The sequence below is a fragment of the Acinetobacter sp. SwsAc5 genome, from assembly GCF_013391485.1.
GTDB classification, from domain to species: Bacteria; Pseudomonadota; Gammaproteobacteria; order Pseudomonadales; family Moraxellaceae; genus Acinetobacter; species Acinetobacter towneri.
In genome coordinates, this window is sequence record NZ_JACAXD010000025.1 from 1 (window position 1) to 12,800 (window position 12,800).

Annotated in this window: 10 protein-coding genes and 1 tRNA gene; 10 read left to right on the forward strand and 1 reads right to left on the reverse strand. The window is 37.6% G+C overall.

The features are described from left to right. Positions 1 to 170 precede the first annotated feature (170 nt). The 5 genes from HYG89_RS12640 to HYG89_RS12660 all read left to right on the forward strand — a co-directional run bounded on the left by HYG89_RS12640 (position 171) and on the right by HYG89_RS12660 (position 4,571). On the forward strand, positions 171 to 1,082 hold the full coding sequence (locus tag HYG89_RS12640; protein ID WP_372595711.1) for a DNA double-strand break repair nuclease NurA: 912 nt from the start codon (positions 171 to 173) through the stop codon (positions 1,080 to 1,082). Continuing rightward, the gene (locus HYG89_RS12645) at positions 1,079 to 2,209 is read left to right on the forward strand and encodes a DNA methyltransferase (protein ID WP_125272557.1); all 1,131 of its coding nucleotides are present in this window, start codon (positions 1,079 to 1,081) and stop codon (positions 2,207 to 2,209) included. The genes HYG89_RS12640 and HYG89_RS12645 overlap by 4 nt, the downstream gene beginning before the upstream one ends. Before the next feature lie 432 nt (positions 2,210 to 2,641). Continuing rightward, positions 2,642 to 2,717, forward strand: a tRNA-Gly gene (locus tag HYG89_RS12650). Between the two features lie 287 nt (positions 2,718 to 3,004). Then, positions 3,005 to 3,307 (forward strand): helix-turn-helix transcriptional regulator, encoded by a 303-nt coding sequence (locus HYG89_RS12655; RefSeq protein ID WP_070153706.1) that lies wholly within the window; start codon positions 3,005 to 3,007, stop codon positions 3,305 to 3,307. 4 nt (positions 3,308 to 3,311) lie between these two features. Then, on the forward strand, positions 3,312 to 4,571 hold the full coding sequence (locus HYG89_RS12660; protein ID WP_131261189.1) for a type II toxin-antitoxin system HipA family toxin: 1,260 nt from the start codon (positions 3,312 to 3,314) through the stop codon (positions 4,569 to 4,571). A 65-nt stretch (positions 4,572 to 4,636) separates the two neighbouring features. On the opposite strand, the gene cas3f is transcribed toward HYG89_RS12660, so the two are convergent. Continuing rightward, positions 4,637 to 7,825 carry a type I-F CRISPR-associated helicase Cas3f gene (gene cas3f, locus HYG89_RS12665; RefSeq protein WP_178867803.1) on the reverse strand — a complete coding sequence of 1,063 codons (3,189 nt, stop codon included), beginning with the start codon at positions 7,823 to 7,825 and terminating at the stop codon, positions 4,637 to 4,639. Between the two features lie 144 nt (positions 7,826 to 7,969). Between cas3f and HYG89_RS12670 the strand changes: the two genes are divergently transcribed. From HYG89_RS12670 to cas1f, 5 genes are read left to right on the forward strand one after another with little or no spacing between them, the layout of a single operon-like run. Beyond that, positions 7,970 to 9,130: a type I-F CRISPR-associated protein Csy1 gene (locus tag HYG89_RS12670; RefSeq protein ID WP_178867805.1), complete on the forward strand. Its 1,161-nt coding sequence runs from the start codon at positions 7,970 to 7,972 to the stop codon at positions 9,128 to 9,130. Continuing rightward, on the forward strand, positions 9,127 to 10,032 hold the full coding sequence (csy2, locus tag HYG89_RS12675) for a type I-F CRISPR-associated protein Csy2 (protein ID WP_178867807.1): 906 nt from the start codon (positions 9,127 to 9,129) through the stop codon (positions 10,030 to 10,032). Before HYG89_RS12670 ends, csy2 begins: the two co-directional genes overlap by 4 nt. Positions 10,033 to 10,057: 25 nt before the next feature. Then, positions 10,058 to 11,158: a type I-F CRISPR-associated protein Csy3 gene (gene csy3 / locus HYG89_RS12680; RefSeq protein WP_178867809.1), complete on the forward strand. Its 1,101-nt coding sequence runs from the start codon at positions 10,058 to 10,060 to the stop codon at positions 11,156 to 11,158. Position 11,159: 1 nt separating this feature from the next. Then, on the forward strand, positions 11,160 to 11,831 hold the full coding sequence (locus tag HYG89_RS12685; RefSeq protein WP_178867810.1) for a type I-F CRISPR-associated endoribonuclease Cas6/Csy4: 672 nt from the start codon (positions 11,160 to 11,162) through the stop codon (positions 11,829 to 11,831). A gap of 2 nt (positions 11,832 to 11,833) precedes the next feature. After that, positions 11,834 to 12,787 carry a type I-F CRISPR-associated endonuclease Cas1f gene (cas1f, locus tag HYG89_RS12690; protein WP_070154190.1) on the forward strand — a complete coding sequence of 318 codons (954 nt, stop codon included), beginning with the start codon at positions 11,834 to 11,836 and terminating at the stop codon, positions 12,785 to 12,787. The last annotated feature ends 13 nt before the right edge of the window (positions 12,788 to 12,800 follow it).

Below are 12,800 nucleotides of genomic sequence, written 5' to 3' on the forward strand. Positions count from 1 at the left end.
GATAATCTTTCTCGGATTCAATCAATAATTGAACCGCTCTTTCTCTGATTTCAGGGGTATATTTTACTTTTTTCATCGGGACATTCTCTCAGAAAGCTTGGTCTCCGACAAACCCGGTACGGTTCAAAGCATCCTTTCGTAAAGCCTTATTTGAAGAGTTAAAAAGTAATATTGTTTTTTCTGAGGGAGAGACATTACTTGATACATATGAGCATTTATTTCGAATAAAAAGAGAACAGTTTAAAGAAAAGAATTTACCCAAAAGTCCAATTGAAGACATAAGTGAAGAAATGACCTATGGTTATGGGGAATACACTTGTCCTCATAGTGGTGAAACCCTTTTTTCAACAGATGCACTACGTTTACATGAACTAATGAATCCTGGAGGTAGTAATGGTGAGCTGTTTGGTCAAACTATGGCAACATTGGAAATGCTATGGCTTATTCATATTCTAAGAGCATTTGAAAAAAAGAATTGGTTAGCTACATTACGTAGAGTTGCTTTTATTATGGATGGTCCATTAGCGGTTTTTAGTACTTCTGCTTGGTTAACAAAAGTTATTAACCATGAGCTAATCAGAATAAATGATTTACAAAAGAAAATTAATGGTCAAGATCTTTTTATTATTGGTATTGAAAAATCAGGAACTTTCTTTAATCATTTCCTAGATATTGATACTACAGAAGATGGTATTGTAGATAAGTTTCCGAAACAATCTGCTTTATTATTAAACGATGCTTATATAAAAAAGAATATCATTTTCTCTGAAAGTACCAAACCATATGGACAAGATACCTACTTTGGCAGAAAATTATTTTACAAAACAGCTTCTGGACACAAAATTGTCCCCGTTGTAGCGTGTTATAATGACCAACATAAAGACCTAAATACAGCAAATCCTTCCCAATTTTCAAGGCTTGCTGATATAATGAATTTGCTTGATCAATTAATTTCAAGTAGATATCCAAATTCCGTCTCCCCCCTCGTTTCAGCCCATGCAGAAGCAGCAATACCTTTAAATTTGGGTAAACGAATTTTTGAAGATATTGCACGAGAAATTAGAGAAAAAGCAGTTGTATGATAGCAAAGGACAAGATTCTAAAAGGGTTTAGCACCGCTGAAGCCCGTTGGGCAAGATTTGGTCCTTACTATGCGATGTTTCCACTAGAATTTGCATTCAATGTTGTAGAAGAATATTCTAAAGAGGGTGATTATATCATTGATCCCTTTGCTGGTAGATGTAGCAGCATTTATGCAGGTGGAGTCCTTGGACGCAATAGTTTAGGTATTGAAATTAATCCAGTTGGATGGCTTTATGGCAAAGTAAAACTGCAACCAGCAGATAAAGATGACGTTACTGTTCGCCTATTAGATATATATAATAAAAAGGATGACTATAATATCACTATAGAACAAATGCCTGAATTCTATCGAATTTGTTATTGTGATGAAGTTTTAAAATTCTTATTAGCAGCACGAACTCACTTAGATTGGAAAAATAATCAGATAGACTCTACACTAATGTCTATCCTTCTTATTCATTTGCATGGAAAATTAGGTGAAGGTCTATCCAATCAAATGAGAATGACCAAATCAATGGGGATGAATTATTCAGTCGATTGGTGGAAAAAAAAGAATTTGATTATTCCTCCAGAAATAAATCCTTATGAATTTATTCTTAAAAAAATTAACTGGCGCTACCAAAAAGGTAAGCCTAAAGTTACTGAAAGTAAAGTGATTCTAGGCGATAGTTCTGACGAATTAAAAAATATTGCTGAACAATATGTTAATGAGGATATGAAGTTCTCACTATTAATTACTTCACCACCTTATTGCTCAATAACAGATTATCACGCAGATCAATGGTTAAGGCTTTGGTTATTAGGTGGGCCTGAAAATCCTCAGTCACTTAAGGATAAACATAAAGGTCGATTTGTCAATAAACAAGAATATTATGCCCTACTTGATAATGTTTTTGGCTTATGTGCTCAAATTATGAAAGATAAGAGCACTATTTACGTTAGAACAGATAAACGAGAATTTACCTTTAATTCAACTCTTGAAATATTAAAAAAGTACTTCCCTAAACATAATGTACAAGTAATTGAAAAACCTTTGAAAAAAGACACTAAGACCCAGACTAAACTATATGGTGATAAATCAATGAAGCCAGGTGAAGTTGATATTATTTTACAAAGTATAGGATGATACTTTATTACTAAATTTACCCAAGTTTAAGAATTAAACAAACTTATACGATGATACTTTATTTTTCGTAAGAGTTTTTCTTAATGAATAAAATCAAAAACTTATATTGATTTTAGGATGATACTTTATTACTCTCACACATTAAATTTAATAAAATTATTTTGAATCACCTAAAAAATCCGCAGTCGGCTTCATTTTTAGAAATTTAGTACTGCGGATTTTTTATGTCTGATACTTTTATTTTTCGCATAACTACAGTGCATAGCAAGCGATATTGAAACTTTTGCAGACAATGAAAACTTTTATAAAAACAAATAACCTAAGTCATTTAACCACACTATTTTCTAAAAATGTTGTTTATTTATTCAGTCAGTACAATGACATGCAAAAAATGATTGACCCTATTTTTGCATCATGTATTATACACCGCATGCGGGAATAGCTCAGTTGGTAGAGCACAACCTTGCCAAGGTTGGGGTCGCGAGTTCGAGTCTCGTTTCCCGCTCCAGAATTTTAAAAGCCTCAGTCGAAAGATTGAGGCTTTTTTATTGATTTTATATTATGTTATCCCCAATCATACTTTCTTTATTATCTTTTATTTTACAGTTTCGGGCCCCAAATACGACATATTCGTAGGTAGTTGCAAAAAATAAATGCATTAAAATCATTAGATTTCTTTAATCCAATAGAATCTCATCAGCCAATCAAGCATCTCATTATCGACCAACTGGCATAATTTCATAAATCCATTTTTTTGTGTTTTAATGGTGATATCACAATGTAAAACACAATATTATGGATTTAATATTCAAAAAACCTGAAGAAGTTGTTGCTTTATTATGTGAGAGGCTTCGTAAAGAACGTCTTTATCTGGAAATGACTCAGGCAGATGTTGCTGCGCGTGCGGGTATTGGTGTGAATACTGTATCTAATCTAGAAGCTGGTCGAAATGTTTCATTTGAAAATTTAGTACGTGTTGCCATGGTGCTCGGCCGATTAAAAGAATTAGAGGAACTTTTCAAACCACATTTAAATAGTGTAGATGACATGCTCCGCTATGAGAGTAATACGGCTCGCCAACGTATCAAAAGGAAATGAATCCATGCTCAAAAAACTTGATGTTTACTACAATGGATGGGGCGAATATTGGCTTTGGGGCACACTAGTTTCCTCAACTGCAATCACAGGTCGACCATTGATTGCTTTTGAATACAGCGCAGAAGCAATTAGTAAAGGTTTAGAGCTTTCATCTTACCTACTTCCGCTAAAAGGTGACCCATTAAGAAAGAACTTTCCTGCACATCAAATGGGATTACCAGGCCCTATATACGATGCCTTACCCGATGGCTGGGGCATGCTCCTGATGGATCGCTTATTTAAAAAAAATGGACTTAATCCAGCACGAGTTGGGCCTTTAGAACGCCTCACGTATATTAGTACACATGCAATGGGGGCATTATCCTTTGAACCTTCAGCATCCGAGTTAACATTAGCTGAAAATATTCCATTGCTAAGACTCGCTCAAGAAGTTCAGGAAGTTCTCAAAGGAGAAGGTGCCGAATTTTTACAGCATTTATTAATTATGGGCGGGTCTCCACAAGGTGCAAGGCCAAAAGCACTTGTTTATCGTGATCCTGTCACTAATGAATTCTCAACAGTTCACTCACATCAACATGAAGCTTGGCTGATCAAATTTCCCGCTCAGCAAGAGCATCCTGAAGTTTGTGCAATTGAAACTGTTTATGCAGAATGTTTGCGTCATTGTCATATTGACACCCCAGACACCCAATACTTCACTCTTCCGAATGGCCTAACTGCATTTGCCTCAAAAAGATTTGACCGCTGCGATGGCATGCGCATCCCTATGCAAAGTTTAGCTGCCTTTACAGGGGCTGATTTTAAATCACCTGGGAGTTTAGACTACAGCAACTTTCTTCGTGCTACACACTTTTGTACCAATGATATTCGCGAAAAAGCGATTGCATTCAAGCGCGCTGTTTTCAATGTGGTGTTCAATAATCGAGATGATCATTGCAAAAACTTTTCGTTTTTAATGTCTCAAAATGGACAATGGAAACTCGCCCCAGCCTACGACGTTACTTTCTGTGAAGGCCCAGGTGGATATCATCAAATGGATATTATGGGTGAAGCACTGGATATTACTCGGTCTGCCATTGTCAAACTGGGCATTCAGGAAGCAGAGCTTTCTATTCAAGAGGTTGATGAAATGATTAACTCAATTTGCGAAGTTGCCAGCCGATTTACGAAGATTGCTCATGATCTATTACCTGAACAAATTAGATCTGAAACTCTCCAAATGATCCAAAATAGGATTGAGCATAATATTCATTTATTGAATTGAATATAAACCATCCGATTTAATCAAAAGCAATCTGGAAATACATATAAAATTTAATCAATAACAGATCAGTGATAAACCCCGAACCCAAGATAGTATATCCACTGCGGGCTTTGGTCATTATAAACAGACAAAGACAACTTACATCCCTCTTGCACTGCAAGCCCATACTCTAATGTTAGCTCCTTGAGTTGCGCAGGTGATAAACTCAACCAAGCATTATCAGGAGCTGGTTCAATATTAAAAGTGACACTTTTAACAGCTTGCTCATATTTTCCAGTCTGAATATTCAGTTCTACGGAATCTGGAAAATGCTGATAAATAGATAATTCATCATCCTCAACATCAAAGCTATATACTTCCTGATTTTGCATATCTCTTAGACATGTATCTTTATATAACTGTTCCGTTAGCAAAGCTGCATTCACCTGAATATTAGAAAAGAGTTGTTCACCTTCTGAAGCAAAAAAGTCCTGATTAAACTTTTGAATTTGTTCATCATCATATTTTGTAAAGTCGCAGGTATTGGCATTGAATCTAAGTCTGGCATCAACCACCAGTTCATTATTAGACCAAGGCAAAAGTTGCGATAAATCTTGCGATTTATATTGTTTTTTGGTGTCCACATAACCTTCATAACCAGGCCGATTAAATACCGCCTGCTTTTTTGGCTGAGTTCTATCTTTATTTGCACAGTATTTATAGTTAAATTGTGGAATTACAATGTTGGGATGTTGCACAATATTTAAGCGATGTCGATTAACACGCCCTGCTGTCTGAACTATCGACTGCACACTTGAAGCATCAATAATCGCCCAGTCAAAATCATGATCGCGCCCAACTTCTTCTACAGGCGTCGCAATCACAATCAATGGAATATCTATAGCGTTAGAGGTCTGAACGATATTTAATATCTCTTCATCCGTATAAATATGTTCATTTCCCGTTGGGCGTTTTGTGCCATTTTTATGCCGCGTGAGCAAAAAGTCGAGTCGTTTTTCTTTGTGGAATCGTGAAATTAGCCAATCATGAGCATGGTAACAAGCAATCTGTGCATGTGGTAGTCGGCCTGATAAATGCTTTGCTAAATCAATAGCATGTTTGATATTTGCCACACGGATTAAACCAAATGAAAGTTTTTTGTCCTGTTTTTTAAGTGACCATCGATGTTGTTGATGTAGAGCTTCTGTCTGCTCCAAAATCGTCCTTTTCCATTGATCAACAGAAGGATTTTCAATACTGGCTAAACGTGCCAAACGATATGGCTGTTCTGCTTTAACCGTAAGAACGTGCTGCAACTCATCTAAATGCTGTTGATAAACCTGATTAAATACTGATGGTTCATGGCTTTTTTGTACCAGTATTTTAGGCTTCAATTCATTGTCTGCAATCGCTGCAATAAATTTTTGTGGTTCCTTATATAAGGCTGCGCGAAGCTCGACTCCTGATTCAAAAGCGCGGTAAATGCTATCTGCGACTGTTGCTGAAAGCGTTGCAGATGAACAAATGACATGACGACCATACATTGCAGCCAATTGGACTAAACGCAATACAGCGATTAATGATTTAGGTTCATAACCATCAATTTCATCTAAAATCAGATCACTGCTCATTATTCTGAGCAATGCTTTAACATGATGCCCTTGTCGGTGTGGTTCGCCTGCCGCGATTAAATAATCAATCGTGGATACCAATAAAGGCGAGGCTAAAACATTTTGAGCAACTTTATCTACTCCCCTTTTTCCTTTGACTATTTTAGTAAATAGAGGATGCAACCACTGTGGTAAGTCTTGATCCTGTGCATAAGCATCAAATACAGGTTCTGGTAAATTTTCATCTTCATCAGCCACAGACGCATTTGCACGACTTTCATTAAATAACTTTTGGCTGACATGATCACCAATAATCACGGCAATTTCATCATCCGACAGATTCATGGAGCTTTTAAGTGCATCACCAGTCTGTAACGTTAATGAGCGAAGATTCAGTGCAATGGCAAGGCGTGGATCATTCGGTCTTAATATACATGCTGCACGCAGGTTCATTCTGGTTTTACCACTCCCCGTTCCTGCAATATTCAGCAATAAGCAAGGGGTATCTGGCATTTTATTGATTTGCTTTTGTAAGGCATGAGCAACCAAATTTTGCCACTGAAATCTGGGTAAAGTAGAAGGCTGACAGATAAACTCAACCGTTTGTTCACTTAAACCAGCAAGATTCAAATCTGTCATCATTTTTGTGGCGATATACGCAGCACGATCTCCAACCTGCTGCAAATGCCAATCCAGAGGTTGATCTTGCATTCGCTCCTTTTTGCCTTGTGGACTATTTTTTATCTTTGTATTGGCAAATAGGCTGACATTTTCAGGTTTTGTTTCAGAAAACTGTTCCGCAGAAACGGTATGGTCTGCATGAATGAGTGCTGCGCGGCTATGTAGTGCTAAAGCTTTCCAATATAACTGTTGATCTTCCGTTGCTTGGGTCATTTTCGCTAAGCGGGCCATACGGTTTTGGTGACTTTTAAATATGCTGTCATTTAAATCACCCGCACAGGTGAATTGTTCTACACGAGGATGTTTTTCCCTGACATGCAAATCCGCATTTGGATACCAGTTGTTATCTCCCAATAAGCCATGATGCGTCACCACCAAATAATCCACGGCTTCTAATTCATTCAGCAAAAATTGTTTTCTTATCTTAGTACGTTCGCCCAGGGTTAAATCTGTTAAGTTACGATCAATATTTTTCCATGCTTCTGGCCAATTCCAGTTATTTTTACGCATTTGCTGCAATAGTTTCATCGACAACCATTCATGTCGTACATCATCTTTGAGCATCTGCCCTGCCATCGCAGGACTTAATTTGCTTTGAAAGTGCTGAGAAGCCTTACCAATGTCATGTACATCACCTGCAGCACCTGCAAGTAAACTTGCTGCTCGAACCCATTCAGGCACTTGCAGCTGCTTTTGTTGTTTACATGTCGAAGCAACTGGATAAGCACCCTCTAAATTAAAACGATGCTTAGAACCTACGACCCAAACCAATTTCATTCTGCGCATACCATAATTCACATAAGCTGCTACAGCAGTTTGACGTGTTGCTGTTTTTTTCAGTGCACTGCGAATTTCTTTAAGTCCTTCCATGGTCATAGGTGCCTGCCATGAACTTTGCCCAGTGCGAATTGCATAGCTATCTAAAACAGCTCTGGTCTTTTTTAAAGCGCGTTTTTCACAAGCGGATATAAAAATTGTATGCATATTGGATGGATATAATTATTCATTGGATTTAATCGCATCTCTGCGACACATCATGTCGTTTAACTAAAAATAGCATTTGATAATAAATATTTCATCCGCTATTAATACTCTAAACAAATATATTTTAATAACTTAGGATGCATTATGACAAAAGATACAGAGGAAAATCCTTATCAGCAAGCCTTGGCTGAATCTGTTCATTACAGCCTAAAAACCGTTAACTCAAATATTGAAAAAGGCGGTATCCGCCTTGCGCAAAGCCATGCATTAAACTTACCTTATATTTCAGCACGAACATTACTTGCTGATGATTTTCTTGTTCCAACCGACTACCAAGCAAATGCAGGTAAAACTGCAACTTTATTTAAAGTCGTCAAAGCAGCTCAATTAGATGAAGAGCTGTCCGAAGCAGATGAAGAATTTAAGCAAAACGTGGCCTTGCTTAAACCACATTTAAACAAGATATTTGAACAACCATTTACTGCAGGGTTGGATATTATTGATATTCGCATGCGTCAATTACTCATTCCTAAAAATAATGAGTATCTATCCATCAGCCCACTTTCAGCAGCAGGTCTGAATTTACTGATTAATACTGAAGTTGATGCACTTAAAGAACAACGTAAAGCAGAAGGTAAAAATACAAAACTGAAGAATATTAAGACAGCTGTATTTGGTATTGGCGGATCAAATCCGCAAAACGTCGGAAGTCTAGTCCGATCCATGCAACGTCCTCTTGTTCTTGACTCACCTACTCAAGATCCTGAAACACGCCTTGCTTTTCAGTATTTTTATAAAGGCTTTGATTACCAAATTTCAAATGCCTATATCAATCGAGCGATGTATCAAGAATTGACTGAATATGCAAAATCCTTGATTGAACAACAAAAACTAAGTTTAAAGGTGGGCTTCCATGAACATGGCATACACTCCCCTTTTTCAAATATGCAAACACGTGCAGCAGAATTAACCACTATTCAGAAAGTTGTCGATGATGTTCTGCAACAAGGGCAAGACATCCTCCAAATTTTAAAGTCTGTTGCAAATGATTTGCCTAGTTTAAAAGTGTTGGAGAGAAAATCGAGGTGGAGCCATCCGCGTGTATCTCTGATCGCTCAAGGCTTAATTGATCCTGAACTGCAACAATTTGAAGATTGGCAACAGTTTTTTGCAGATGATTTAGCAAGACGAATCACGAAACACAGTTACTGGAAAAAAGAGATTAAAAATACGGTTGATATTAGCCTATCGGAAGCTGATGCCAAAAGCTTCCTCTCACGTCGTATTCAGGAGCTTTTAAAATGAGTTGCTTCGTCGTTATTCCATACATTAAAGTGCAAGCAGCAAATTTTCAGAGCAATGGCTTAATTATGGGTGGTGCTCCACTGATGGCTGCTGCCATGTTTAGCCATCACCTTGCACGTCAAATTGATGAAGAAGATCTCGGCTTTTATTATGTGCACCATGATATACAACCACTTGGTGGAGAAGCTTATGGTCGCTTCACTCCAGCACAACGACGCGGCGCGACATTCATTGGTAAAACAGATTACTCATCAAAAAATAAATATGCTCTTTCACTACAGCCTACTGCAAGCTGTCATTTGCTGTTCAGTTTAGTAATTAAATTTAAAGACGCTAGACGTCCAGATCTAGACACATTAGTTCAAACTATCAAAAGAAGTAAATTTGCAGGCGGTCATATTCTCGAGTTTGGGAAAATTCAAGATTTTAATGATGCTGAAGATGCCTTGGCTCAGATCAGCTCTGGCTTTTTAATTCATGATAGGAATGATTTATTAACCGCCTATCAAAAAGCATATCAAGTAAATCGCTTACAAGCCTTTAGCCAACTTTTAGCGCATCGTCCGCAAGCTAAAAATAGTGATACACCTATTTTAGAACATTTACCGAATGAAAACTTAGCATGGCTTTCTGCAACAACTTTAGGTTATGCCTTACTTGAACAACCAACTGCTGATCGTACTGGGATTCGCCATGCCGATGATCAGGATGAAACACAACATGCCTATGCAGAACCTTTAACAGGCTTGATTCAGTATCACTCACTTAATTCAATCTTGAATGAAATCCGCCTTGAAACATCAATTTATCCCGATGGCTATTTAGAACAAATCCAATGGTCATATCACTGGATTCAAGATGACGTTTTTTTATTGCAACAAAATCAACAGATCGACAACTAATTGACATTTATAAGGAATAAACATCATGTCTACATCTGAAAATTTCAAAAAATTACCAGGCAGCCTTTCTTTACAACGCGGAACATTAATCAGTGATGCTGCTTTCTACCATTTGCATGCTGATGGCAAAGAAGAGGCTCTACATGTGATGTATCATGGTATTCGTGGTACTCAAAACGTGGCAGGCAATAAAGATAAAGGTGCTGCTTCGGGTAACTCTGTCGCCCGTGAAGTTTCCAATATTCAAATGACAGAATCGGCGAAACTTTTGCCCGATGCTAAGCTTCTAGTCAAATGGAGTTTACGTTTCATCGACTTAGATCATATTTTATTTGCTTCAGCATCCAAAGCAGGTGCAGACAAACAAGAGGAAAAAGATTTTCGCGCAAGTTTCAAGGATTTTATCGAAAAGGCTAAAAATAGCGAAGGGATTGAAGAAGTTGCTCGTCGTTATGTCCGCAACATTGTGAATGGACGTTGGTTATGGCGTAATCGCAGCGTTGCAGAACATATTTCGATTAAAGTCAGCGAAATTATTGAACATGATCAAAGTCAGACGACTAAAAGCTATAAATTAATTGCTGAATTTAATGCTTTGGATTACAGCCTAAAATCATTTGATGATGTTTCTGAAAGTGAAAATAAAATTGCCAATATCTTAGTCAGAGGCATGCAAGGTGATGTCAATTCAGGATTACATATTGAAGCGATTGTAGATTTTGGCATGGGCGGTGTTGAAGTCTTTCCATCACAAAACTATCTTGAAGAAAAACCAAAAGGTTTTTCGCGCTCACTGTATCAACTCAATCCTATCCGCCCTGAACGTCAGGCCAAAGACAATCAGTTTTTAGGACAAGCAGCGATTCGTGACCAAAAAATTGGCAATGCCTTACGCACCATTGATACTTGGTATGACAAGTTTTTAGAGAATGATAGTAAACCAATTCCTGTAGAGCCAAATGGCGCAAGCCTAGACGCACAGGACTTTTTCCGTGTAGACAAAAAGAAAAAAGATTCTGCTTTTGATATTTTAAAAGAAATTCGCAGTTTAGACCCAAATAGCGATAAAGGTATGTTCTTAATAGCCTGCTTAGTTCGTGGCGGCGTTTACTCTGAGGGAGAGTAATATGCAACCCAACTATTATCTTGATATTCGGATTTTGGACAGTGCGGATGATGGTGAGCTTACCCTCACCCATCTGCGCAATCAAATTTACAGTATTGTGCATGGTGCTTTTCGAAAAATGCCAGAAAAATTTGCCTTAGCTTTAGAAATTTCACCACGCCAGCAACGAAAAATGCTGACCAAAGAAGCAAAATATAATTATCCCATAACACCAAATTATGATGTTTTACGTATTTTTGCATCGGAACAAGATGATTTAGATCAATTGGTTGAGCGCATTAAAGGTCATTGGAAAATCAGGGACTATGCTGTACTCAATCATCCTGTTGCTGTGCCTATAGCAAAGGTGACGGGTTGGCGCTGTTATTTTCGTTTTCGATTACCGACCTTAAAAGCTGAACCCAATTTTTTAAAAGATTATCCTGAACGAGAAAGTTTACATACCAAACGTCTTAATAAAGCCAAGAAACTTCCTTACTTTAAGGTCATTAGTCAAAGTACTGGACAAAGTTTTACGGTTCCTATTGAGATTTTTGATATTAATTTTGAGGAAGAAAATTTTGGACTTCCTGAAACTTACAAGGATGTTAACGTGTTAAAAAGTGGTTTACCTGATGGGTATGGCCTAGCACGAAAACAACACGCTTTCGCATTACCTGTGTTTGAGGTATAAAAATGAGTGATTTCCGTCAGCAACGCAGTCGTGCTCTGATGTTATCTAAACGAGCCTGTGTATTTTACCTTGAGCGGGTACGTGTCATGCTCAAAGATGATCGGATTGTGTATCTGACGGATAACCTTCAACCGATGGAACATTTTTATAATATTCCTGAAAAAAATACGGCGTTCTTATTGCTCGGTAAAGGCAGCTCCTTAACCGATGCTGCCGCCCGTCGTTTGGCAGAATCTAATGTTATGGTTGGATTTTGTGGTTCAGGCGGTTCTCCTCTCTTTTCATCACTTGATCTCACTTTCCTCGCACCACAAAGTGAATATCGCCCAACCGAATATATGCAAACGTGGATGAGAGCTTGGCTTGAAGATGATGCTCGCTTACTGATGGCTAAAGTTTTACTAAGCGAACGTGTGTCTATTACTGAAAAAGCATGGAAAAAGAATATCAACTTAATACAACACGGTATATCGCTTGACCCCATTGCTATGACACGTTTTCTACAAGATATTGATTTGGCAAATAATCAAACAGAATTATTAGCAGCCGAAGGCCGTTGGGCAAAAAGTCTCTATAAACAACTTGCATCGGGTTTAAATTTTGAATTTAGCCGTGAGGAAGGAAAAGGGTCGCATGAGTCCTTACGTGATATTGCCAATAGTTATCTAGATCATGGTAATTACATTGCTTATGGTTATGCTTCTGTCACACTAAATGGTATGGGAATAAGTTTTGCCTTACCTATTTTGCACGGTAAGACACGTCGTGGTGGTTTAGTTTTCGATATTGCAGATTTAGTAAAAGATGCTTTTGTTATGCCACAAGCGTTTATTTCTGCCAAAAATGGACATAATCAAAAAGAGTTTAGAATGCAACTGATTGAATCCTGCCAAGATCAGGATGTCTTAGACTATATGTTTAACTTCATTTCTGAGCTATGCAATAAAATCAAATGATTTCAAAAGTTTA

Coding starts and splice junctions, on each gene's coding strand:
- csy3 (WP_178867809.1), top strand. CDS start 10,058: ATGTCTACATCTGAAAATTTCAAAAAATTACCAGGCAGCCTTTCTTTA.
- HYG89_RS12670 (WP_178867805.1), top strand. CDS start 7,970: ATGACAAAAGATACAGAGGAAAATCCTTATCAGCAAGCCTTGGCTGAA.
- cas3f (WP_178867803.1), bottom strand. CDS start 7,825: ATGCATACAATTTTTATATCCGCTTGTGAAAAACGCGCTTTAAAAAAG.
- HYG89_RS12660 (WP_131261189.1), top strand. CDS start 3,312: ATGCTCAAAAAACTTGATGTTTACTACAATGGATGGGGCGAATATTGG.
- HYG89_RS12645 (WP_125272557.1), top strand. CDS start 1,079: ATGATAGCAAAGGACAAGATTCTAAAAGGGTTTAGCACCGCTGAAGCC.
- HYG89_RS12685 (WP_178867810.1), top strand. CDS start 11,160: ATGCAACCCAACTATTATCTTGATATTCGGATTTTGGACAGTGCGGAT.
- HYG89_RS12655 (WP_070153706.1), top strand. CDS start 3,005: ATGGATTTAATATTCAAAAAACCTGAAGAAGTTGTTGCTTTATTATGT.
- cas1f (WP_070154190.1), top strand. CDS start 11,834: ATGAGTGATTTCCGTCAGCAACGCAGTCGTGCTCTGATGTTATCTAAA.
- csy2 (WP_178867807.1), top strand. CDS start 9,127: ATGAGTTGCTTCGTCGTTATTCCATACATTAAAGTGCAAGCAGCAAAT.